This window comes from Ruminococcus bicirculans (ex Wegman et al. 2014) (assembly GCF_000723465.1).
In the GTDB taxonomy this organism is placed as follows: domain Bacteria; phylum Bacillota; class Clostridia; order Oscillospirales; family Ruminococcaceae; genus Hominimerdicola; species Hominimerdicola aceti.
The window spans coordinates 255872-280298 of record NZ_HF545617.1; the positions used below are offsets into that span (position 1 = coordinate 255872).

Sequence of the window (24427 nt, forward strand, 5' to 3'; positions counted from 1 at the left end):
CAACAGGGCTAAAACGTGGTGATAATAATGCAGGTCACGCTCCACGTGAGCGTGTGAGTTGAAATAGCGTATCTTTACAAGAATGGTAAATGTAGAGGGTCACGCTCCACGTGAGCGTGTGAGTTGAAATGTATGGTCTGCAATGCCAATCCGAGAGTTACAAGGTCACGCTCCACGTGAGCGTGTGAGTTGAAATGATAATTGCAATTTGCTTTGGCGTAAAAACCTTCGTCACGCTCCACGTGAGCGTGTGAGTTGAAATTAGTATCATCTCTTGCTAGGTTTGGCTGTACACGGTCACGCTCCACGTGAGCGTGTGAGTTGAAATGACAGGTTTTCACCTGATGATTTTGATATCATCATGTCACGCTCCACGTGAGCGTGTGAGTTGAAATGTAAAGGAAAAACGCTGAGGATATCTGCACCCGAGTCACGCTCCACGTGAGCGTGTGAGTTGAAATATCTTTGCGGTATCTGTAGAACAGTGCTACGAGAGTCACGCTCCACGTGAGCGTGTGAGTTGAAATGCTGCATAGGCATTTTCTGTCCCTGCCATATTGCGTCACGCTCCACGTGAGCGTGTGAGTTGAAATTATATTATTTGATTTTTATCAATTATTGATTAAGTCACGCTCCACGTGAGCGTGTGAGTTGAAATCACATTAACCGATAATTTTTTGTAATTTTTGGCAGGTCACGCTCCACGTGAGCGTGTGAGTTGAAATTTGTTCTACTGTTCTACACTTGACTTTTTATTTCGTCACGCTCCACGTGAGCGTGTGAGTTGAAATTTTTCATTTTAGCTTTTCCGCTTTTTAGTATTAGCGTCACGCTCCACGTGAGCGTGTGAGTTGAAATTTTGGTTTTTGGTTTATTCCCTTCCCTTACTGTGTCACGCTCCACGTGAGCGTGTGAGTTGAAATTTTATTTCTTTTATGTTATCCTAAAAATATGGTGTCACGCTCCACGTGAGCGTGTGAGTTGAAATTTTGCCAAAATCACATATATAAATAATTGTATCGTCACGCTCCACGTGAGCGTGTGAGTTGAAATAAAATATAAGCATACAATATATTGTATATAGCAAGGTCACGCTCCACGTGAGCGTGTGAGTTGAAATGACTTTTTATTTCTTTTATGGTTGATTAAATTCACGTCACGCTCCACGTGAGCGTGTGAGTTGAAATTTATGTTATCCTAAAAATATGGTTGATTAAATTCAGTCACGCTCCACGTGAGCGTGTGAGTTGAAATTACCGATCACAAATAAGTTTACTGCTAATACTAAAAGTCACGCTCCACGTGAGCGTGTGAGTTGAAATAAAATGTTTTTAATCCAGTTTTCCGAATTTCTGGGTCACGCTCCACGTGAGCGTGTGAGTTGAAATAAAGCCATTCCGTCAGAAAGGGGTACAGGTCGCCGTCACGCTCCACGTGAGCGTGTGAGTTGAAATTTAGAAAAGGGTCATTGAATTTCTCAAAGAATAGTCACGCTCCACGTGAGCGTGTGAGTTGAAATCTCTTGATAATGTTACGGTATTTAAACTATTGGGTCACGCTCCACGTGAGCGTGTGAGTTGAAATCCGAATTTTAAAACCCCCTGCGGGGGTTATTATGTCACGCTCCACGTGAGCGTGTGAGTTGAAATGACCATAGGCGGCTGATTGGTTTCGGCGGCTGTGTCACGCTCCACGTGAGCGTGTGAGTTGAAATGCGGCATTAACGCCGCCGAATAGGTTAGCAATGAGTCACGCTCCACGTGAGCGTGTGAGTTGAAATGTTTCCATATGTTCCCATAAATGTAAAGTCACCGTCACGCTCCACGTGAGCGTGTGAGTTGAAATTATAATATTTGATTTTTATCAATTATTGATTAAGTCACGCTCCACGTGAGCGTGTGAGTTGAAATTACTGTATCTATAGTATACCATATTTGTAGCTACGTCACGCTCCACGTGAGCGTGTGAGTTGAAATAATCATCATCTTTAAAATTTGAACATTTTATATGTCACGCTCCACGTGAGCGTGTGAGTTGAAATCGCAACTTCTGCACAAGCGTGTTCAGCTGAGCCAGGTCACGCTCCACGTGAGCGTGTGAGTTGAAATCGATACTCCGCGCTCACGCTTGGGCGCGCCGCAGTCACGCTCCACGTGAGCGTGTGAGTTGAAATCTATTGCGTGTCGCTCCTGTTGGTCGCTCCACGCCGGTCACGCTCCACGTGAGCGTGTGAGTTGAAATTCCGTTATGGTTTGCGGATTGACGACGTTCTTCAGTCACGCTCCACGTGAGCGTGTGAGTTGAAATGATAATCTTTTACCATAATTTTGTAAGGCTCGTGTCACGCTCCACGTGAGCGTGTGAGTTGAAATTTATGGATAAGGACTTTTTGAGATACGCAATAGGGTCACGCTCCACGTGAGCGTGTGAGTTGAAATGATAGAGATAAGAAGCCATGTGATATTGGCTACATGTCACGCTCCACGTGAGCGTGTGAGTTGAAATGTGAAGCTGAGTGGCTATTCAGAGGTTCCCTACGTCACGCTCCACGTGAGCGTGTGAGTTGAAATTTCTAAAATTTTGAAAATCCCCATACATACACGGTCACGCTCCACGTGAGCGTGTGAGTTGAAATATCCATAAGAGCATGAGCCGCTGTTAGAGTCTGTGTCACGCTCCACGTGAGCGTGTGAGTTGAAATTCAACATCCGCTGAAATTATATGATAGTATCTATGTCACGCTCCACGTGAGCGTGTGAGTTGAAATGGCACGTTTCGGACGAGCTGATAAAGGCGTTTGAGTCACGCTCCACGTGAGCGTGTGAGTTGAAATTTATTGACGATGGCAATTTTGAGGAAGCTGAAAGTCACGCTCCACGTGAGCGTGTGAGTTGAAATCTATGGGCGTTCTGAAAGTCTATTTGTATTCGGAGTCACGCTCCACGTGAGCGTGTGAGTTGAAATTTATGGGGATTGATGAAGATCTGCGTATAATCGGTCACGCTCCACGTGAGCGTGTGAGTTGAAATCATGATAGGTTTTGTCAGTATAGTCAAACAAATTCGTCACGCTCCACGTGAGCGTGTGAGTTGAAATGCCTGTGGATTGATTTCACCATAGTTTTCCAGTGTCACGCTCCACGTGAGCGTGTGAGTTGAAATGTCACGGGTGACTATTTTCACAGGCGGTAGCGTGTCACGCTCCACGTGAGCGTGTGAGTTGAAATTGATAGATTTCAGCCGTTTGGATATCACGTCATTGGTCACGCTCCACGTGAGCGTGTGAGTTGAAATTGCCGTCTTGGTCTCTTAGCTGGATTTCACCGCGTCACGCTCCACGTGAGCGTGTGAGTTGAAATCTCATTGAGAGCAAACCGATAATGAGACAAGACCAGTCACGCTCCACGTGAGCGTGTGAGTTGAAATGTGACTGTGTTACAACAATTTTATTAGTTGGTTCAGTCACGCTCCACGTGAGCGTGTGAGTTGAAATATGCAGATCCAGTGTGAGCGACCCGAAGCCATACGCGTCACGCTCCACGTGAGCGTGTGAGTTGAAATATTTTGCCTATTGCACAAAAGTTTTATGGGTGGATGTCACGCTCCACGTGAGCGTGTGAGTTGAAATTGTAGCCTGACGGAATTTTCTTCTTCATATCCCGTCACGCTCCACGTGAGCGTGTGAGTTGAAATGTAAAAATCACGTTCGCCAAACTTGTCTGCAAAGTCACGCTCCACGTGAGCGTGTGAGTTGAAATAGTTTTCAAAAAATGGTAAAGTCTAATGTGGAGGTCACGCTCCACGTGAGCGTGTGAGTTGAAATAGTTGTTATTGCAGCCTCTCCGATTATTTCATGCGTCACGCTCCACGTGAGCGTGTGAGTTGAAATTTTTACAAAAATAGTTGCAACTATTCAAGCATTTGTCACGCTCCACGTGAGCGTGTGAGTTGAAATTTCCTCTGCCAAGTCTTTCCATTCTTCCGAAATTGTCACGCTCCACGTGAGCGTGTGAGTTGAAATAAATTATTTACAGTTTTTACATCGGCTGAAATGGTCACGCTCCACGTGAGCGTGTGAGTTGAAATTTTTTACAGTTATGACCAAAATTACAATGGGCAGTCACGCTCCACGTGAGCGTGTGAGTTGAAATGCTGATTGCGTGGTCACAATTTCCAGTGCATTGGTCACGCTCCACGTGAGCGTGTGAGTTGAAATAAAATGCGTATGCACCTGTATCCCTGCCACAAATGTCACGCTCCACGTGAGCGTGTGAGTTGAAATTGTCATTGGAATATAACCCCATAGAAAACTACTCGTCACGCTCCACGTGAGCGTGTGAGTTGAAATGAGTATACATTCTTTACACAGGCATTCTCTACGAGTCACGCTCCACGTGAGCGTGTGAGTTGAAATCCTTTCCCCTCTTCCAGCCCAGGGTGCATACCCTGTCACGCTCCACGTGAGCGTGTGAGTTGAAATGACCAATTTATAACACAATCCCGAATAATGGACTGGTCACGCTCCACGTGAGCGTGTGAGTTGAAATTGTCTTTCCCTCGCAGAGCCTTGTGCCTCTGCCGTCACGCTCCACGTGAGCGTGTGAGTTGAAATGCACTGTCAGCAGATTTGCCAGCTTCTTTTGCATAGTCACGCTCCACGTGAGCGTGTGAGTTGAAATCGTTCAATCTCACCAATGTTCGCACAGGGCGAACCGTCACGCTCCACGTGAGCGTGTGAGTTGAAATACAGTATTTGAGCATTTCATCAGCTATCTGATAAGTCACGCTCCACGTGAGCGTGTGAGTTGAAATCTATTTTGGAACACAATATTCAAAATCAAGTGAGTCACGCTCCACGTGAGCGTGTGAGTTGAAATTGCGATCTTAGCGGCATGGTCTGCCACTGTAGCCGTCACGCTCCACGTGAGCGTGTGAGTTGAAATTTCACGTACTGGCTATAGCCTGTATGCCATGTGGTCACGCTCCACGTGAGCGTGTGAGTTGAAATGCCAGTTATCGAAATGCGGCGGCGTTTTCCTGTTGTCACGCTCCACGTGAGCGTGTGAGTTGAAATGAGAAGCGAGTGGCAGAACACAACAATTTTGCAAGGTCACGCTCCACGTGAGCGTGTGAGTTGAAATGCTGTCAGAATATTCAAGTGCAAGTGTTAAATCAGTCACGCTCCACGTGAGCGTGTGAGTTGAAATTTAGCGTTGTTTTGTCATTGTAAAATTTTAACGCGTCACGCTCCACGTGAGCGTGTGAGTTGAAATAAACATTTGTGCGTGATATGGTAACAAAGGGTTTGTCACGCTCCACGTGAGCGTGTGAGTTGAAATGAAACGTTCATGACCGATTAGAAATTGGAACTCAGTCACGCTCCACGTGAGCGTGTGAGTTGAAATCCGATATTTTCATTTCTAGTAACTAAAAATTCGCGTCACGCTCCACGTGAGCGTGTGAGTTGAAATGCACTGTCATTTCCAGTCATTGGAATTGATATACGTCACGCTCCACGTGAGCGTGTGAGTTGAAATTGGTTGCGGGAGCTGGATTTGAACCAACGACCTTGTCACGCTCCACGTGAGCGTGTGAGTTGAAATTCATTTCAAGAGCCTTTGTACTGTTGACAAATTGTCACGCTCCACGTGAGCGTGTGAGTTGAAATGCGAAAACGTCCTTAAAACGTTCATGACCAATTAGAGTCACGCTCCACGTGAGCGTGTGAGTTGAAATGGACGTTTTACGATGGCGTGTAGCATATGACCAAGTCACGCTCCACGTGAGCGTGTGAGTTGAAATATGGCAAAGAGGGAAAACCTTGAAAATATCGATATGTCACGCTCCACGTGAGCGTGTGAGTTGAAATAATCCATTCGGCTAATCTCGGGAAATCTGCACGGTCACGCTCCACGTGAGCGTGTGAGTTGAAATTATTTTACAAAGCCTTGCACTTCGGACGAGTCGGTCACGCTCCACGTGAGCGTGTGAGTTGAAATCGGTTGCAACGTGGCAACCACAAAAATGCTATTTGTCACGCTCCACGTGAGCGTGTGAGTTGAAATTGTTTATCTCGTCAATACAATTTTCGTTATATTGTCACGCTCCACGTGAGCGTGTGAGTTGAAATATTAATCTTTTTTAGTGAATAATATTCATTTCTGTCACGCTCCACGTGAGCGTGTGAGTTGAAATTAGTATAGTAAAGTGTTAAAGCGGTGAAGCGAGTAGTCACGCTCCACGTGAGCGTGTGAGTTGAAATTCATTTCAAGAGCCTTTGTACTGTTGACAAATTGTCACGCTCCACGTGAGCGTGTGAGTTGAAATAACAGCCCCTGACATTTTGACAGATAGTTGGGAGTCACGCTCCACGTGAGCGTGTGAGTTGAAATGACAGAGATAAGAAGCCGTGTGATATTGGTTATGTCACGCTCCACGTGAGCGTGTGAGTTGAAATTTAAATCCTTTACATGAGTTTTTGTAAATGGTTGGTCACGCTCCACGTGAGCGTGTGAGTTGAAATGCATGGTATGTAATGCAAATCCGAGAGTTACAAGTCACGCTCCACGTGAGCGTGTGAGTTGAAATTAAATATATACTGTTTGACGAATTTATGACCCGGTCACGCTCCACGTGAGCGTGTGAGTTGAAATTGCGTGTCAGCTGTCAGATCGTGGGGCGTGCATCGTCACGCTCCACGTGAGCGTGTGAGTTGAAATTTAATTTATTCAAAGTAAAGTCAAAATCTTCCCGTCACGCTCCACGTGAGCGTGTGAGTTGAAATTTTGGGGATATACATTTCATTGTCAAAAAATTCAGTCACGCTCCACGTGAGCGTGTGAGTTGAAATACTCTGTCAAACGATATACTTAAAACAAGAACCATGTCACGCTCCACGTGAGCGTGTGAGTTGAAATATATTCACGGCTCCTGCGGGCATACTAGCCCTTGGTCACGCTCCACGTGAGCGTGTGAGTTGAAATAACTTTCCTAAATTTATAGCACTTCTGCCGCGCGTCACGCTCCACGTGAGCGTGTGAGTTGAAATGTAGTACAGCATTACGCCTGACATTGCCTGCTTGGTCACGCTCCATGTGAGCGTGTGAGTTGAAATACGATAATGTAAAAAAAAGAGAGGTATCATGCAATGATTAAATTATTTTTGAAAGAATACTTAGATGAAATGTCAACTGTATGTAGGGATAATCAGAATAATGTAAGTATCGCTGTAAATCCCGATTCTGAAAGGCAAGGACATCCTTATTTCAAATTTTATAATAACGTTTATTATGGATATGCTGCTAAGGTGGTTAGAATTTTATTTAATTCAGCAGATTATGTTGATAATAAAAATGCAGAAGACCAAAAGCTTTGGAAACTTTCGCATAAAGAAAAAAAGTTGCTTAAAGAACTTTTGAGTAGTCCTTCTGCAGAATATTCAGATATGACTATTTGGGAAGCTTGTAAATTTGAGTGGAACTTTGAATATTTAGAGCAATCTATTAACTTAGATAAATATGTAAATGGTGAATATGATAAGGATAAAACATTCACAGAAAATCCTGGCTATGTACCCTACAGTTTGGAAATGCCTGATTATTTAGAATTAAACTTTTGCTAAATATGTAACTTTAACGTACGCTCCACGTGAGCATATGAGTTGAAATGTTGACAAATCGGGCAAAAGTGATATAATAGAAGTCACGCTCCACATGAGCGTGTGAGTTGAAATTTTCCCGAGAAATAGTTAAGCTAGCTAAAGAAAAATATATTAGTTTAAAAGGAACGTGATAATATGAGAGAAATGCCAATATGGTTGGACTATGCGGAATTTGATGATGACGGATTATGCGGCATATCCCCAAATGCACCGGACGAAGTAAAGAAAGCTTACGAAGATTATTTAGCTGAAGAAGAAGAGGCTAAATCAAAAGGCATAAAAATTTAATAATTTTTACTGCTCCGCTACGGCGAGGCGGTCACGCTCCACGTGAGCGTGTGAGTTGAAATATTATGCTGACGTTATGTTTTTGTAGTTTATCCCAGCCACGCTCCACGTGAGCGTGTGGGTCAATTTTCGTTTCAACGCAGGACTTATTGATATTGAATAATACAAGTAACCGCTTGACTAAGGTCGGGCGGTATTTTTATACCCAAATACTATACAATTTTCATGCGTTTTCCGTCAAATTCGCCAATTCACACCCCGAAATTTGTGCAAACAAATGATTTATAATTTAATTTGGCAACATTTCTGCAATTGTTGCATTTTTTCTGCAACAAAATACCCACTTTTCGTGTATAAGTAGAAGAGGTTTCACCACAAATCGGAAACCTTGCGGAGCGACAGTGTATGAGGAAACATTTTGTCAACGTGAGTTAGGTGAACACGATGAGAGGTTCTGATCGCACAGAAAAGCACTTCCTGCACTCCGTCTGAAGCTTGAAAATTGAATATTTATACCGACACACCTTAGCTATACCCCATGAGCATACTGCTAAATTTAATTGTTATAACCGCCTGTAGGTTTGTCAATCATATTGGACACTATTATTAAGAAATTCGATAGGCGAAAACCATTTGAGGGGACGCATAGGACGGTTGTTTGTTCGACTTAAACGTGCAGCTAGCTGCACGTTTAAGTCGTCGCAGGAATAAAACCTATGGCACGAATAGAATTTGTTGTGATCTTCTCGGTGACTGCGCTCTACTTTGCCATTGTGCCTAGGCGTATATGGACGAATGAGTTTGTGTTCAATGCCAAGTTGTGAGAGCGTATTCTCAAACAGCGTTTTCTTGTCTCTTTTGCTTGGCGAAAAGCGGTTAGTAAATTCAAATCCATTGTCGGTCTGAATACATTTCACCGTTATTCCTCTGCGTTTGTACCATTTCACCAGCCTTTTTACAAAGTCTGCTGAAGAATAGGTGCTTTGCTCCTCATATCCGTATAAAAATCTTATCCTGGTATACTCATCGATCGCCGTGTATTGGTACAGCTTCATCTCTGGGTCAGCTATACACTTTCTCGGAACTACCTTTACGTCCACCTGAACACGTTCTCCGGGGTATGTCATCTGCTCGTATGGCTTTGGTTTATACGTCGCTTTCTTCGGCTTTTTCGGAAGCATTCCTAGTTTTTTCATAACCCTGTAAAGACTTTCAAGACAGCGTGTATACCCTTGCTTCCTGAGACGATGCCATAGTTCGGGAAGCTCAAGTGTCGGGTTCCGTTTGTGATACCTTTTGATAAGATCTATTTCTTCCTTGGTATGCTCATTGGGATGATGATGCGGTCGGCGTGATTTAACTGCAAGGGACTCCACACTTCCGTCCCAGCGTTTCAGCCAGAAATATATATATGAACGTGATTTATTGTATTTTCTGCTCGCTCGGCTCACTCCATATTTCTTTGCGTAATTCATTAAGGATTGACGAAACTTCATATCTTGTGTTATACTATTCATGAGAGATAGGCTTCCTTTCTGATTTGAATTTGGTGTGGTAACTTTATTTTATCAGATTTTTGTCTATCTCTCTTTTCTTTTTTCTTAATTTTGTCCAATATCTATTGTAGCACTACATGCTAAATTTAATTGTTATAACCGCCTTTGTTGACATTATTCATATAAAATGGTATACTTAAAATAAAATTTATACATAATGAAAAGAGTAAATGTGATGAATAAACATACCACTATCGATAAGTCAACAGGCGAGAAAAAATGTAGCTGCTTTAAACGTTGCGGCGGCTGTCAGTTGGATAAGGTCTACGCCCAGCAAATAGAATGGAAGCAGGCAAAAGCCGATAGAATGTTGAGCCGCTTTTGCAGACCTCAGCAGATAATAACTATGGACGACCCCTATAATTATCGCAATAAAGTCCAAACTGTCTATAAGGTCAATAGCTCAAAGCGTATCGTCTCAGGAGTATATCAGTCCTCTACCCATAGCATGATAATAACTGACGATTGCTTTTTGGAGGATATAAGAGCACAGCAAATAGTCGCTACCCTTAAAGAGCTTATGGTTGACTTCCGTATCCTTCCATATAACGAGGAAAGTGGTCAGGGCCTTCTTAAGCATACCCTTATCCGTACCTCCCAAACAACAGGCGAGGTAATGCTCGTGCTAGTTACAGCTACCCCCATATTTCCTGCAAAGAAAAATTTCGTTAAAGCTATCACTGAAAAACATCCGTATATAACCACTATCGTCCAAAACGTTAATAAAGGCAGAGTTCCTCTTACTTTGGGCGACCGTGATATTATAATGTACGGCAAAGGCTATATCACCGACGAGATGTGCGGCTGTAAGTTCAGAATTTCACCTCATTCTTTCTATCAGGTAAACCCCGAGCAGACCGAAAAGCTCTATTCTAAAGCAGTTTCTTGTGCAGAGCTTAAAAAAGGCGATAAAGTTATCGACGCATATTGCGGAACAGGTACTATCGGTCTTATCGCTGCAAAAAGCGGTGCAGACGTGGCAGGCGTTGAGCTTAATGCCGAAGCCGTAAAGGACGCAGTTTCAAATGCCAAGCTCAATAAGCTTGACAATATCAGATTTTATAATGAGGACGCAGGTGAGTTCATGACAAAGCTTGCGCAGGCAGGGGAGAGTTGTGATACAGTTTTCCTTGACCCTCCAAGAGCAGGCACAACAGAAGAATTTGTTGAAGCCTTGGGCAAACTCAGACCTGAAAAGATAGTCTACGTTTCCTGTAAAATAGAAACTCTCGAGCGTGATTTGAAGCTTCTTGCAAAAATAGGCTATAAAGCACAGCTTATCCAGCCCGTTGATATGTTCCCGCATACCACAGGTATCGAAAATGTGGTTCTTTTAAAAAGAAAAATGATATCGCTCACACCAAACAGAACACCTGATAAAAAGGGGGATAAAAAAATTGAACCAAAAGGTAAAACTTCTCACAGATAATATCGAAAAAGTTATCGTCGGCAAGACAGACTCTGTGCTTAAAATAATCACAGCCATGCTTTGCGGCGGTCATGTTCTTATCGAGGACGTACCTGGAGTAGGCAAAACTCAGCTTGTATCAGCCCTTGCAAGGTCAGTGGACGGCAAATATAACCGTATCCAGCTTACCCCTGACGTTATGCCGTCCGATATCGTTGGCTTTTCTATGATAGACCAGAAAACTCATGAGCTTGAGTATAAAGAGGGTGTGGCAATGTGCAATTTCCTCTTGGCAGACGAAATAAACAGAGCCTCCCCAAAATCTCAGTCAAGCTTGCTTGAAGTCATGGAAGAACATCAGATATCAATTGACGGTAAAACTCATGAACTTCCATTGCCCTTTATGGTGCTTGCCACACAAAACCCTGTGGAAACTTACGGCACTTATCATTTGCCTGAAGCCCAAATGGATAGATTTCTTATGAAGATATCAATGGGCTATCCCTCATATGATGATGAGCTTGATATCATGTCAAGAGCCGAAAGATCAGGCTTTGCAAAGAATATCCAGCCTGTCATGACCCTTGAAAACGTCCGTGAGCTTATGGGCTACGCTGAAAATGTAACCGTAGAGCTTTCCGTGAGAAAATATATCCTGAGCCTTGTTACCGCAACAAGAAATTCAGATTATGTAAAGCTTGGCGTTTCTCCCCGTGGAAGCATCGCACTTCTCAAAGCTTCAAAAGCCTATGCCTTTGTTCAGGGCAGAGGATTTGTCATGCCAGATGATGTCAAGGCTGTTATGCCTGACGTTCTTGCACATAGACTTATGCTTTCTCCTAAAGGCAAATCCGCCTTTGAAAATGAAAGGAAAGCTCTTGAAAATATCGCTCTTACAGTAAAATCACCTGACGCAATAGAGAAATAGAGGATATGACCCCATGAAAAATCTTTTAGGTTATCTTACCTGCGTGGCGGTGGCGATACTGCTTAGAGTTTATATAAACGGAAGCGGCGGTACGCTTGTGCTTTATCTTTTAGCCATAGCCTTTGTGATATCTCTTGCGGCACTTCTTCTTACCAAGCATAAACTTGTGGCAGCCATAAAGCTTTCCACAGAAATAAGTGCAAAGAACGAGGAGTTTGACGCTGACATAATGCTTTTAAATGCAATACGCATTATTCCCTCATGCGTTGTTGAGGTAACGGCAGAGTGTTCAGATAATATCGGTGCTGTAAGCCCACTTGAATTTAAAACTATCGTGGCAGGCGGCAGACAGCAAAGCGTCAGCATTAAGCTGAAAACACGCTATGCAGGTCTTGGCACAGTGAAAATAAAAAGCATACGTTTGCATGACTATCTTGGAATAATCACCCTGCACCTTGACAGTTCACGTTATGAAAAAGCCGTGGGAAAAATAAAGATAATGCCGAATATCCCTGACACTGGCTCTCAAACAGAGCTTCTTAAAGCAACTTCCGAGAACGCTTCATTTGACGATAACGAAAGCGAATCAGATGAAAATGCACTTGGTCTTACAGGCGTTCCGGGCTATGACCACAGACAGTATGAGATAGGCGACCCGCTGAAAAGAATAAACTGGAAGCTTTCTTCAAAGCGTGACGAGCTTATGGTGCGCCTTGATGAAAAGGTCACGGCTTCAAGTCAGGCGTTTTTCCTTGATATACCAAGCGAAAATCATGACCCTATGTTTGCTATGAATATTGATAATATAGTCGAAGCGAGCCTTGCAATGCTTTCAATGCTTATTATGGAAGGCTTCGAGAGTGAGTATAATTATTATCTTGACGGCTGGAAAAGCATGAAAATAAAGCAGGCAGGTGATATAATAGAGCTTCAAAACGACCTTGCGGCAATAGCACCATATCCGCAGGAAAAGCGTTTTGCCTTTTCTCATGAGATAGGCAAGACAGCTCCTATCTGCTTCACAGCCTGCATGGCGACTTCTCAGGGGGATTTTTCTTCTCTCATGGAAGAATTTAACGGCTCTTTTGTAGTAACACGTCTTAGCGGCCTTGATAAGCAGACAGAAAATATGTGGCTTGTAGACGAAACTTTCGAGTTTCGTAAAATGACATAGGGGGTGTGGCTTTTGAATACTAAAACTGCTCAGATAAAAAACACCCTTGTGAATATTCTTTCAAAATATGCTTTGCCGCTGCTCCTTGGAGCAGTGGTCATGAACATAATCTTTAAGACCTATCTTGTAGACAATGTCAGACTTTATACTTTTGGATATGTGGTCTATGAATGTCTGCTGTTTGCTCTTTTTGAGTGGCTGAAGCCGAAAAAAGTCCTGCGAGGTCTTGTCTATACCGCCCTTATGGTGGCAGTGCTGTTTTTGGGCTTTCAGCTTCTTCGTGCTGGATTTGAACATTCTGGAAAATCATTTATCAATTGGTTTTATGTAAACAGGCAGGAGATAGGTCAGATAGATGAATATTTCTACTTCCTGTTTGTGGGACTAGGCTTCTTTATCATTTCGGTGCTTTATTATTTCACCATTGTGCGCTATAGAAGCTTTGGAACGATGCTCGTTGTGCTTTTTCCGTTTTTTATTTACGGAAAGCGAGCCGACTCAATGGATACTCTTGACATAACCATAATGCTCACTGTGTTCATTGCACTTATGGTGCACAGCAGACTTGTTTCAGATGAGAGCAAGCATGACCTTGTTATAAACGGCTCTTATGTGGCGGCATCGGCGGTTTTCGTTACCCTTGTGGGTGCGCTTGCAATGCTTATGCCGACTTCCTCAAAGACATCTTATCTTGAAAAAAACAGCAACTTCTTTGATGTGAATATCAAAAGCAGTGGCACATATGACAATCTTAGTGATGAGTCTTCCCCAAGATTTGGCGCAGACGCAACGGGCGAGATACTTTTCAACTTCACCACAACCTCTGACGAACAGGTCATTTACCTCCGCAGACAATCCTTTGACCTTTTCAGAAACGAGAAGTGGGTAACAGACGATAGCTTCTACGATTTTGATATTGACAAAAATGTTCATCTTTACGGTGACAACGAGGTGAACTCACCGAGCTATGTTTACAGCATAGCAAAGTCACTTGCAGATAAGGATTACACCAAGGATCTTGGCGTGGACAGGTCACAGTTTCCTGATGATCTGTTCAGTGAAAAGGCAGTCATGAATCAGTTCAGCGACAGCTTTGCCCCTAGCTATATCCCTGCCCCGCTGATGATAACCCCAGGTGAGAACAACGTTTATATCAAAACAACTCACAGTGAGGTCTACAGACCATATGACACCGCAGGAAATAAGCTTGGCATTAGCTTTGAGTATATCCCTGAAACGGAGAACGAAAGACAGGCTGCGGCAAATCTTGATATGACCGAAAATCAGTTCAAACTGCTGCTTTCTTATGGTTTGACAAACGGAGATGTCACATCAAATCAAGCGCTGAATATTTATAAGATATATGCGTTGTACACAGACGTTTCTGCATATGACGATAAAGGTGGAAAAATGGAGGCTCTTGCAAAGAGCATAACGGAAAACTGCAAAAATGATTATGAGAAAGCTCAGGCGCTTGTGGATTATTTTGAGCAGAACGGCTATGTTTACGATAACGAGTATGAGCCTGACGATGAGTCTATCGCATATTTTCTTTTCACGAGCAAGCGTGGAAACTGCACGAACTATGCCACAAGCATGACGCTTATGGCGAGAATACTGGGACTTCCAGCAAGGTATGTTGAGGGCTTTGCAGCATATGAAAAGAATGAACGTGGAGAGTTTGTGGTAAGAGATAGCCATGCTCACGCTTTTGTAGAGGTCTTTATCACAGGCATTGGCTGGATGACTTTTGACCCGACAGTTCCGGGCTATCAGCGTGACTACAGTGCAAATGGTACGAACTTTGATGTTTCAACTTTTGTAAGCTATTTCAGCAGGATCGTACTGTTTATCGGTGTGGCGTTTGTGCTTGTGGTTTTCGTATTCCTTAACAGAATTATCGAGGTATTTTTCAGACTGTCACTTAAATTCAGAGATAACGGCGACAAAGTCATAAGGCTTTACAGGCGTGTGGTAAGGCTTTTGACCATAGCTTCTAATGAAAAGCTATCGGGATACACGCCTGAAATGATAAGAGAATATCTTGTTAAGAGGCGTGGAGTTGAGCTTGGCGGTCTTATAGATTTTTTTGAAAAGACCTGCTTCGGTGGATATGTTCCTGATGAAGCCGAGTGGAAAATGGTCTATGCAGAGTACAAAGCACAATGGAAAAAGCTCACAAAGCGTGAGAAAACGACTTTGGAGCTTGATAAGAATATGTAATGAAATGGCTGTGCGGGAAAAAATCACGCACGGCTATTTTTTTGTATGAAAAAAAGGCTGCCGTATAAAACAGCAGCCTGAGAGTGTAAAAAAAATCTCCGAAAGAGCAGGACGTCAAGGACGCCCACTGTATCTGATATTTAATTAAAGTGAAGCAAGAAGATCGCTCATTGCGTAAAGTCCTGCCGGCTTTCCACAAAGGAAAACGCCTGCATTCACTGCACCAACAGCGAAAACCTGCTTTGAATGAGCTTCGTGCTTGAGGGAGATGACTTCATCTCTGCCTGCAAAGATTATCTCATGCTCGCCAACAATAGTGCCGCCACGGACAGAGTGCATACCGATCTCTGTCTTTTCTCTCTTTGCTCTTACAGAATGACGATCGTAAACATAGTGATACTTGTTGTCAAGCTCCTCGTTTATTGCGTCTGCAAGCATGATAGCAGTGCCTGACGGAGCGTCTATCTTCTGGTTATGGTGCTTCTCGATTATCTCGATATCATACTGACCGCCAAGAACTTTTGCAGCAGTTTTTGCAAGATTTGCAAGAAGATTGATACCAAGGGTCATGTTGAATGTGAAGAAAACAGGTATCTGCTCGGAAGCCTTGTGTATCTTCGCTGTATCCTCTTCTGTATAGCCTGTGGTAGCTATTACAAGGGCAGTGCCGTTTGAAAGGCAATAGCTGAGAAGTCCGTCCAGTGCGGAAGGGTGTGAGAAGTCGATTATTACATCAGGCTTTTCAGGCAGGTCGGCAGGCTCTTTTACTACAGGGAAGTCTGCATAAGCCTCGCCAAATTTGTCGATACCGGCGCTTACTGTGCAGTCGTCACGCTCTGATATAACGTCATATATGAACCTGCCCATTTTTCCGCAGGCGCCACATATTGCGATCTTGGTCATTTATATCATTCCTTTTCTTTTTATTTATTGACCAGTATGTGCAGGGAAACGGGCGAACGCTGTTCGCCCCTACAGCACACCTTAAAATTTTGTTATAAACATAAAGGGCGAATTTCTCCGCCCTTTGTATTTCTTTTTACTTGATAAGTCCGAGAGCGTTCATTGACGCTTTCAGTTTTTCTATCTTATCATCGCTCATTCTTACAAGCGGCAGACGACACTCGCCGACCTCAAAGCCCATAAGGTTAAGAGCTTCCTTGACAGGGATAGGGTTTACGTCGCTGAAAAGTGCCTTTGCAAAATCAAGTGTTTTGAATGCCTTTTCTCTTGCTTCGTCATACTTTCCATCAAGGCAAAGCTGTGCGATCTCGTGAGTTTCAAATGGCATACAGTTGGAAAGAACTGAAATAACACCCTTTCCGCCCAGAGCCATGATAGGAACGATCTGATCGTCGTTGCCTGAATAGATATCAAGGTCATCGCCGCAGAGAGCTGCTACCTGTGTTATCTGGCTGATGTTTCCGCTTGCTGCCTTGATAGCAACGATATTGTCTATCTTTGCAAGCTCACGGCAGGTCTCAGGAAGAATGTTCACACCTGTTCTTGACGGTACGTTGTAAAGAATGATAGGCAGTGTAACAGCCTTTGCGATAGCGGAGAAGTGTGCGATAAGTCCTGCCTGTGAAGTCTTATTATAATAAGGTGTAACACAAAGCAGAGCGTCAGCACCAAGCTCCTCAGCCTTCTTAGAAAGGTTTACGGCATACTCTGTATGGTTTGAGCCTGTGCCTGCGATAACAGGAATTCTGTGATTTGTCTTTTCAACAGCATAGCGGATACACTCGATATGCTCCTCATCTGTCATGGTAGCACTTTCGCCTGTTGTTCCGCAGATTATGATAGCGTCTGTGCCGTTGTCGATGTTGAAATCGATAAGCTCACCCAGCTTGTCAAAGTTGATAGAGCCGTCAGCGTTCATAGGTGTAACGATAGCAACGCCTGCGCCTGTGAAAATAGTCTTTTTCATAAACAGCACTCCTTTCGTGCGTATATATGTGTTATATTAGTCAAAATAGCCCTTTGCTGCAAGAAGCTCGGCCAGCAGAACTGCTCCGCCTGCCGCACCTCTCAGTGTATTGTGTGAAAGGCAAACGAACTTATAGTCATACTGTGAATCTTCTCTCAGTCTGCCTATAGAAACTGCCATGCCGCCCTCAAGGTTTCTGTCGAGCTTAGCCTGTGGACGATCGTCCTCTGTGAAGTAGTTAAGGAACTGCTTTGGAGCACTTGGAAGCTGAAGCTCCTGTGGAACACCGCTGAAATCTTTCCAAGCCTGAAGGATCTCTTCCTTAGAAGGTTTATTCTCAAATGATACGAAAACTGCTGCTGTGTGACCGTCGGAAACAGGAACTCTCAGGCACTGTGTTGTGATAGCTGGAGCTGTTGCGTCAACGATAACGTCGCCCTCGATATGACCCCAGATCTTAAGAGGCTCTTTCTCAGACTTTTCTTCCTCGCCGCCGATATAAGGGATAACGTTGTCAAGGATCTCAGGGAAGCTTTCAAATGTCTTGCCTGCGCCTGAAATTGCCTGATATGTGCAGGCAAGAGCCTTTGTTACCTTATACTTATCCATAAGAGGAGCAAGAGCAGGAACGTAAGACTGGAGTGAGCAGTTAGACTTAACTGCGATAAATCCTCTCTTTGTGCCAAGTCTTTTTCTCTGTGAAGCGATTATCTCGATATGCTCAGGGTTTACCTCAGGAATGACCATTGGAACATCAGGAGTATGTCTGTGTGCGGAGTTGTTTGATACAACAGGGCATTCAGCCTTTGCATACTTTTCTTCAAGGGCTCTTATCTCGTCTTTCTTCATATCAACTGCGCAGAATACGAAATCTACCATTGAAGCGATCTTCTCAACGTCCTCCTCGGCGTTCAGAACTGTAAGCTCACCGATAGCTTCCGGCAGAGGCTCTGAAAGCTTCCACTTACCTGCAACTGCGTCCTTGAGCTTTTTGCCTGCCGAACGTGGTGAAGCGGCAACGCATACTACATTGAACCATGGGTGTTTGTCAAGAAGCAGAGAAAATCTCTGACCTACCATTCCTGTTGCACCGATGATACCGACATTGTACTTTTTCATTATTAAAACTCCTTTTCCTGTGCCATGGTAACAATTTTCTTTGGCGTTATACACTAAAATCACGCACTGTTCAAATGTTATTTTGCACAAAACATAAAAAATAAACAAATAATAAAAAAACTGGTTGAAAACCAGTTCATCATACAATATAATAAGAATGTTGACATAAAAATTTATGCCGATAGCACTCCACCATTTGTAATGATGACAACTGATAGTCTATTAAACTAACAGTCAGCAGGAGTGTTCCCGATACTCCGCTTCGGCAGTTTTACCTTTCTCATTTACCATAGGCGTTGGGACGCTGTTGTGTGGGGTCACACGAAAAATGATACTCATTTCAACTGCACCTCTATCTGTTCTGTTTAATGATAACAAATATTTAGCGTTCTGTCAATACATATAGATAAAAATATTTTAATTTTCTGTAAATTAATAAGTTTATATGAAATTAATTAGACTTACAGAGCGGTGACGGCTATTGGGTCGGGAATTTTACATCGGGACGTCGGGGGCGCCGTCCCCTACAAAGTTATTCATGTACATTATTATATTATTATAAATAGGAGATATTTAAAATGCTTGATATCAACAACATGAAAAGATCGGATTTTTATTATGACCTGCCACAGGAGCTTATTGCACAGACCCCTGTCGAGCCTAGAAATGCTTCGAGAATGATGAAGATAAACAGGCAGACGGGAGAGGTGGTTCATGACCATTTCTATAATCTATGCAATTATCTCAAAAAAGGTGACTTGCTTGTGCTTAACGACTCAAAGGTGCTTCCTGCGAGGATATACGGCGAGCGTGAGGACACAGGCTCGTTCATTGAGTTTTTGCTTGTGGAGCAGAAAGAGAACATGGTCTGGGAGATCCTTTGCAGACCTGGCAAAAAAGCTAAGATAGGCACAAGATTTGTTTTTGGCGGCGGTAAGCTGAAAGCGGAGATAATTGATGTGTTGGAGGACGGAAACCGTATCGCACGATTTGAGTGCGAGGAGAATTTCTTTGCCACACTTGACGAGATAGGTCAGATGCCTTTGCCACCTTACATTACTGAAAAGCTGAAGGACAAGGACAGATACCAGACGGTTTATGCTCATGAGCTTGGCTCGTCTGCTGCGCCGACTGCCGGTCTGCATTTCACTGAACAACAGCTTGAGGACTTAAAGGCAATGGGTGTGAACATTGCGTATGTTACTTTGCACGTTGGTCTTGGCACGTTCAGACCTGTTAAGGAGGACAAGGTCCTTGACCATAAGATGCACAGGGAACATTATGAGCTTAGCCGTGAAACTGCAGATATGATAAATGAAACGAAGAAAAATGGCGGACGTGTTATTGCGGTGGGTACTACTTCATGCAGGACGCTGGAGAGCGTGGCGGCATTCAATGACGGAAAGATAGTTCCATGTGACGGTTACACGGAGATATTTATTTATCCTGGTTTTGAGTTCAAGGTGCTTGACGGACTTGTTACTAATTTTCACCTGCCTGAAAGCACGCTTATAATGCTTGTTTCTGCATTTATGGGTTATGAGAACACTATGAATGCTTACAAGATAGCTGTGGAGGAGAAATACAGATTTTTCAGCTTTGGTGATTGTATGCTCATAATATCTGAGTGAGGAATTAAGGTATCGCCTGCGGCGATGATATCTCATTTCAAACTTTGTTTTACGGAGGTTTTTTTCTATATGAATGACGTTAAGTCAGGGGAGAAAAAGCGGCTTTATTTATATGACAATATGAAATTTCTGCTTATAGTGCTTGTGGTCTTGGGGCATTTGATAGACGACAGCACTGTCAAGCTTTTTGGTGACGGCGGTGGTGAAACAGGTGTACCGCAGGCAAAGGTTTTCAGCGGCGCATTTGTGTTTCTGTATGCTTTTCATATGCCGTTGTTTTTATTCATATCAGGACTGTTCAACAGGGGGCATGATGACGGCAGGAAAGTGCTTGGAAAGACGCTTGGATTTGTTGTTATCGGAATGTTAATGAAATGCCTGAATTATTGGTCGCAGGTGAGATTTCAGACGGATTTTGACAAGGAAAACAGTGATGGCGAGATATTCTTTGACCTTTTAGGCGGCGACGGTGTATATTGGTATATGTTTGCAATGGCGGCGTTTATGGGGCTTTGCTATCTGTTAAGAAACAGCAGACCTTGGGCGGTGCTTACGGCGTCTATGGTGACGGCACTTGCGGCAGGGTATGACCCTAGCGTGGGCGATGAATATGAGCTATCCAGGATAGTGGTGTTTTTCCCGTTTTACTACTGCGGATATGTGCTTGACCCTGAAAAGGTGGCTGAGTTTGTGAAGAAGTGGTATATGAGGGTGCTGTCCTTGGGAGTGATAGGCATTTGGGCTTATTTCTGCTTTGAAAAAACAAAGCTTGTTTATCCGCTGAGAATGCTTCTTACGGGAAGAAACTCTTATTTTTCCATATCTGAAGCAACGGACATGGATTGCACTTTTTTGAGCAGGCTTCTTGTTATGGGTATCTCGGCACTGCTTTGTTTGGCGGTGCTTGGTATTGGGCTTGATGTGAAGATTCCACTGATAACAAAGTGCGGCTCCAGGACTTTGCAGGTGTACTTCTGGCACAGGACTATTGTTTATATGCTCACATACTATGGTTATCAGGCATATCTTGCAAAGGCTTTTCCTGAACGTTGGGAGCTTTATTTGGCACTTACAGCGATACCTATTGTATTGGTGCTTTGCATAAAAACATTTGGTGTACCTCTGGATATGGTGCTTAAAGGAATAAGGGGCAGGAATGATATCATAAAGGAGAACGGAAATGGAAAATAACTTTTTTAAGAGCGTTATTGACGCAGACGATGCACCTGTGGTTATTTGTGACCTTGAGCATACGATAGTATATATGAACCCGACAGCGGTCAAAAGATATGAAAAGCGTGGAGGAGCGGCTCTTGTGGGCAGATCCATAAAGGGCTGTCACAACGGGGATTCTAATGACAAGATAGAGCAGGTCATTGCATGGTTCAAAAAGGATAAGGGCAACAACAAGGTGTATACTTTCCGCAACGAAAAGGAAAATAAGGACGTTTACATGATAGCTCTCAGAAATGATGAGGGAGAGCTTATTGGATATTATGAAAAGCATGAGTACAGAAATATTGAAACTATGAAGCTGTATGATATGGAATAGGCTGAAAAAATAATTTATAAGGAGAATTTATGTTTACATTACTTAAACAAGAGGGTGCTGCACGCAGGGGGCAGTTTGAAACTGTTCACGGAACTATTCAGACGCCTGTATTTATGAACGTGGGAACTTCGGCGGCAATAAAGGGCGGAGTTTCTTCCATTGATTTAAAAAACGAGCTTAAAACGCAGGTGGAGCTTTGCAATACCTATCATTTGCACGTCAGACCGGGCGATGACGTTATATACAAAATGGGTGGACTTCACAAGTTCATGAACTGGGACAAGCCTATTCTTACAGACAGCGGTGGATTTCAGGTATTTTCTTTGGCCAAGCTGCGTAAAATCAAAGAGGAGGGCGTGTACTTCAACTCTCATGTTGACGGTCGCAGGATTTTTATGGGCCCTGAGGAGAGTATGCAGATACAATCGCACCTTGCGTCTACTATCGCAATGGCGTTTGACGAGTGTGTAGAGAACCCTGCTGAGCATAGCTATTCAAAGGCAAGCTGTGATAGAACGGTAAGGTGGCTTGAGAGATGTGTCGCTGAGCAGAAAAGGCTCAACGGACTTGAGGAGACTATAAACAAGCATCAGATGCTGTTCGGTATCAATCAGGGCTGTACTTATGAGGATCTGCGTATCGAGCATATGAAGCGCATAAGAGAAATGGAATACTGTTCGGGCTTTGCTATTGGCGGTCTGGCGGTGGGTGAGCCTACTGAGGTAATGTATAACATTATCGAAAAGGTCGAGCCTTTTATGCCAAAGGATAAGCCGAGATATCTCATGGGCGTTGGCACACCGACAAACATAATAGAGGCTGTTTACAGGGGCGTGGACTTCTTTGATTGCGTAATGCCAAGCAGAAATGCACGTCACGGAACGCTGTTCACATGGAACGGCATTATGCACATCACTAATAAAAGGTATGAAACTGACCCTAGACCTATTGACGAGCATTGCGATTGTCCTGCTTGCCGTAATCACAGCAGGGCATATATTCGTCATCTATTCAAGTCTGAGGAGCAGTTGGGCGGCAGGCTGGCAGTTATGCACAATCTGTATTTCTACAACACGCTCACGGAGAAGATAAGAGAGGCTCTTGACGAGGGCAGATTTGAACAGTTCAGAAATCAATACAGCTCGCTTCTTGCTTCAAAGTGTGAGGATTAATAAAATATAACGGTATGACGCTGTTTTCGGAAAATGCAAAGATGTTATTTTGTATTTTACGGAGATGGCGTTTTTTTGTTGAGTGGGGCTATTTTATTTGATAAAAGCATGGGTTTGTTGCTTCGATGGGCGAACGCTGTTCGCCCCTACAGAAAAGGCGTGGTAGCAGGCGTAAAAAGTGTGGGTGCAGATAAAAATATAAGGGAAGTCAAGATTAAATGTAAATCTGTTTTTTATAAATTATACAGGGGGATCATATGAGTATTTTTGAGCTTTTTCTTACTGCGTGTGGACTTTCTATGGACGCTTTTGCGGTATCGGTGACTAATGGGCTTTGTGTCAGAAAGGGGAGAGTCAGGGGAGCATTGATGTGCGGTATCATATTCGGGCTTTTTCAGGGGATAATGCCTGCGATCGGCTATGCGCTGGGCATGAATTTTGCGGAATACATAGAGAGGTTCGACCACTGGATAGCTTTGATACTGCTTGGGTTCATAGGATTGAACATGATATGCGGTTCGGGGGACGATGAGATCCAGACAGGGGGCAGGCTCACTTTCGGGGCGGTGCTTGTGCAGGGATTTGCCACCTCTGTGGATGCACTGGCTGTGGGCATAAGCTTTGCGGCACTTGGTGTGGGCATAGTCAGGTCGGCAGCTTTTATATGTGTTGTTACGGCGGCCTTATCGTTCTGTGGGTTTATGCTTGGTAACAAATTCAGCGGAAAACTCAAAAGCAAGGCAAGGATAGTTGGGGGAGTTATTTTAATATGTATAGGGCTTAAAATATTTGCTGAACAGACTATATTTGTTTAAAACAATTTGCTTATTCACGTAAATATGTATCACATAGATATCTTTGTGAATTTTAATTTAACAATTACAGGTGTGTATGTTCATAAACAAGCCACAATATCAGTGTATAATAAATCTCGTGATTTTTAGACAAGTGTATAAATTTGCGATTGATGTACAAACTTATGATAAGTGTACAAAGTTATGATATGTGTATAAACTTGCGATAAGTGTAAGAATTAGTGCATGGTGACCGACAAGTTTATGGAAAGTCGGAGGGAGGAAAGGCTTTTTATATAGCTGGTTTTATGAAAAAGCTATTTATTTTTGATTTGGACGGAACGCTTGTAAATTCTATTTATGATCTTGGGGACGCCATGAATGCGGTTCTTGAGAGATATGGGTTTCCTGTGTTTGATTATGATACCTACAAGCATTTAGTGGGAAATGGTACTTTGAAGCTTGTTGAGCGGGCTTTGCCTGAGAAGCTGAGAAGCGAGGAGAACATCAAAAAGTATCATGCTGAGTTCTCTGAGGAATACAACAAGAGATGTGTGAACAAGACCAAGCCTTATGAGCATATCTGCGAGGTGCTTGACACGCTTCGCAATGAGGGCATTATGACGGCGGTGGCTTCAAACAAGCCTGACGGCTTTGTGAACTACATTGTAAAGAATATTTTCGGTGAGAAAGATTTTGACCTGATCGAGGGCAAAAAGGACGGTGTTCCGACAAAGCCTGCGCCTGAGATAATATACAATATTCTTGGCACGCTTGGGGTCAAGGCTGAGGAAGCTGTGCTTATCGGAGATTCTGATGTGGACGTTATGACGGCAAAAAATGCGGGTCTTGACTGCATTGGCTGTGAATGGGGCTTCAGGGGCAGAGAAGAACTTGAAAATGCAGGTGCGAAGTATATTGCGGAAGTTCCGCAGGACATAGTGAGCATTTGTCATGAGATAAACAGGATATAATTAAAACGGAGGATTTCAT

Annotated in this window: 16 protein-coding genes, 1 CRISPR repeat array and 1 riboswitch (1 of these 18 only partly in view); of the genes, 12 read left to right on the forward strand and 4 right to left on the reverse strand. The window is 43.4% G+C overall.

Annotated elements, in window-relative coordinates; genetic code table 11:
• Positions 1-7113: direct repeats of the CRISPR family, unit length 32 nt; unit sequence GTCACGCTCCACGTGAGCGTGTGAGTTGAAAT (it extends 2145 nt beyond the left edge of the window).
• A gap of 33 nt (positions 7114-7146) precedes the next feature.
• The gene (locus RBI_RS11610) at positions 7147-7620 is read left to right on the forward strand and encodes a hypothetical protein (protein ID WP_041337299.1); all 474 of its coding nucleotides are present in this window, start codon (positions 7147-7149) and stop codon (positions 7618-7620) included.
• A gap of 174 nt (positions 7621-7794) precedes the next feature.
• A complete protein-coding gene (locus RBI_RS14980; protein WP_158455157.1) occupies positions 7795-7947 on the forward strand; it encodes a hypothetical protein in 153 nt (50 codons plus the stop codon).
• A 584-nt stretch (positions 7948-8531) separates the two neighbouring features.
• Here the strand turns inward: RBI_RS14980 and RBI_RS11615 are convergent.
• Positions 8532-9464: an IS481 family transposase gene (locus RBI_RS11615; RefSeq protein WP_038671504.1), complete on the reverse strand. Its 933-nt coding sequence runs from the start codon at positions 9462-9464 to the stop codon at positions 8532-8534.
• A gap of 214 nt (positions 9465-9678) precedes the next feature.
• On the opposite strand from RBI_RS11615, the gene rlmD reads away from it, so the two are divergent.
• Genes rlmD through RBI_RS11635 form a run of 4 tightly spaced genes read left to right on the forward strand, consistent with a single transcriptional unit; the run spans position 9679 to position 15236 of the window.
• Complete coding sequence (rlmD, locus tag RBI_RS11620; protein ID WP_081856052.1) at positions 9679-10932, forward strand: 23S rRNA (uracil(1939)-C(5))-methyltransferase RlmD; 1254 nt, start codon at positions 9679-9681, stop codon at positions 10930-10932.
• Positions 10901-11839 carry an AAA family ATPase gene (locus RBI_RS11625; RefSeq protein ID WP_041337301.1) on the forward strand — a complete coding sequence of 313 codons (939 nt, stop codon included), beginning with the start codon at positions 10901-10903 and terminating at the stop codon, positions 11837-11839. Before rlmD ends, RBI_RS11625 begins: the two co-directional genes overlap by 32 nt.
• A 13-nt stretch (positions 11840-11852) precedes the next feature.
• Positions 11853-13013 carry a DUF58 domain-containing protein gene (locus RBI_RS11630; RefSeq protein ID WP_041337302.1) on the forward strand — a complete coding sequence of 387 codons (1161 nt, stop codon included), beginning with the start codon at positions 11853-11855 and terminating at the stop codon, positions 13011-13013.
• A 12-nt stretch (positions 13014-13025) separates the two neighbouring features.
• Complete coding sequence (locus RBI_RS11635; RefSeq protein ID WP_051706885.1) at positions 13026-15236, forward strand: transglutaminase-like domain-containing protein; 2211 nt, start codon at positions 13026-13028, stop codon at positions 15234-15236.
• Positions 15237-15380: 144 nt separating this feature from the next.
• Here RBI_RS11635 and dapB read toward each other — a convergent pair whose 3' ends face one another.
• The 3 genes from dapB to asd all read right to left on the reverse strand — a co-directional run bounded on the left by dapB (position 15381) and on the right by asd (position 18285).
• A complete protein-coding gene (gene dapB, locus RBI_RS11640; protein WP_041337303.1) occupies positions 15381-16139 on the reverse strand; it encodes a 4-hydroxy-tetrahydrodipicolinate reductase in 759 nt (252 codons plus the stop codon).
• A gap of 136 nt (positions 16140-16275) precedes the next feature.
• Positions 16276-17166, reverse strand: a complete 891-nt coding sequence (dapA, locus tag RBI_RS11645; protein ID WP_041337304.1) for a 4-hydroxy-tetrahydrodipicolinate synthase — start codon at positions 17164-17166, stop codon at positions 16276-16278.
• A gap of 36 nt (positions 17167-17202) precedes the next feature.
• A complete protein-coding gene (asd, locus tag RBI_RS11650; protein ID WP_022286925.1) occupies positions 17203-18285 on the reverse strand; it encodes an aspartate-semialdehyde dehydrogenase in 1083 nt (360 codons plus the stop codon).
• A gap of 174 nt (positions 18286-18459) precedes the next feature.
• Positions 18460-18648, reverse strand: a riboswitch (Lysine riboswitch).
• 215 nt (positions 18649-18863) lie between these two features.
• On the opposite strand from asd, the gene queA reads away from it, so the two are divergent.
• The 6 genes from queA to RBI_RS11685 all read left to right on the forward strand — a co-directional run bounded on the left by queA (position 18864) and on the right by RBI_RS11685 (position 24408).
• Positions 18864-19916, forward strand: a complete 1053-nt coding sequence (gene queA, locus RBI_RS11655; protein ID WP_022286924.1) for a tRNA preQ1(34) S-adenosylmethionine ribosyltransferase-isomerase QueA — start codon at positions 18864-18866, stop codon at positions 19914-19916.
• A gap of 69 nt (positions 19917-19985) precedes the next feature.
• Positions 19986-21107 (forward strand): acyltransferase family protein, encoded by a 1122-nt coding sequence (locus RBI_RS11660; protein ID WP_041337305.1) that lies wholly within the window; start codon positions 19986-19988, stop codon positions 21105-21107.
• Entirely contained in the window at positions 21097-21468 is a 372-nt protein-coding gene (locus tag RBI_RS11665; protein WP_041337306.1) for a PAS domain-containing protein, read from the forward strand. Before RBI_RS11660 ends, RBI_RS11665 begins: the two co-directional genes overlap by 11 nt.
• A 29-nt stretch (positions 21469-21497) precedes the next feature.
• Positions 21498-22640: a tRNA guanosine(34) transglycosylase Tgt gene (gene tgt / locus RBI_RS11670; protein ID WP_022286921.1), complete on the forward strand. Its 1143-nt coding sequence runs from the start codon at positions 21498-21500 to the stop codon at positions 22638-22640.
• A gap of 257 nt (positions 22641-22897) precedes the next feature.
• Positions 22898-23455 carry a manganese efflux pump MntP gene (locus RBI_RS11680; RefSeq protein WP_041337308.1) on the forward strand — a complete coding sequence of 186 codons (558 nt, stop codon included), beginning with the start codon at positions 22898-22900 and terminating at the stop codon, positions 23453-23455.
• A 287-nt stretch (positions 23456-23742) separates the two neighbouring features.
• Positions 23743-24408 carry an HAD family hydrolase gene (locus tag RBI_RS11685; RefSeq protein ID WP_041337309.1) on the forward strand — a complete coding sequence of 222 codons (666 nt, stop codon included), beginning with the start codon at positions 23743-23745 and terminating at the stop codon, positions 24406-24408.
• Positions 24409-24427 lie beyond the last annotated feature (19 nt).